A 552-nucleotide genomic window follows, 5' to 3' on the forward strand; every position below is an offset into this window, starting at 1 on the left:
CTAATAAGTTATCGAGGATCCTCGCCAAAGTTGTTCAGCACGTAAAACAATCAACTAGCTATACGCGGTTTAGTGATGTCCGGAACAACATTCAGCGGGTGTAAAATAGGGATATTGCTAGATGAAAACTGCATAGCGATTGTTGTAAATCCGTAGCCGCGTTGGTTATTTCTTGCGCACGCAATAAAAGATGATGGTTTATCCCGCTCACCTGTATTTACCATAACATCCGTTATCAGCACCACCTGAGAGGCCCTCAGGGCGTTTCTGACGGGAAACCGGTAAAACAGGCAACAAACCACCCGAAAACCCGCCAGAAACGCGCAGGCTCTGTTTTTACGGCATGCATGAGTATGCACGCAAGTGCATAGCGCGAAAATTCACGCCATTCAGCCAGAGTAAGTCCTGTTTCCGGCGTTCTTTCCATCCGAAAACGGTGAACGGGGACGCAATTTATTGCGTGGCCGTGAAGCGTTGCCGGCGCAGCCGGAAAACCGGTTTTCAGCACGTTCAGGAATCGGGTTCGTCGACGGCCGGCAATCACGTTATGGC

Annotated in this window: 1 protein-coding gene; it reads right to left on the bottom strand. The window is 49.8% G+C overall.

From position 1 onward, the window contains the following. Positions 1-256: 256 nt before the first annotated feature. A partial coding sequence (locus WCE05_RS25915; protein WP_368816826.1) for a hypothetical protein occupies positions 257-552 on the bottom strand: 296 nt, incomplete at its 5' end.

Origin of the sequence: Pseudomonas sp. I2 (assembly GCF_040984075.1) — a bacterium.
In the GTDB taxonomy this organism is placed as follows: Bacteria; Pseudomonadota; Gammaproteobacteria; order Pseudomonadales; family Pseudomonadaceae; genus Aquipseudomonas; species Aquipseudomonas guariconensis_B.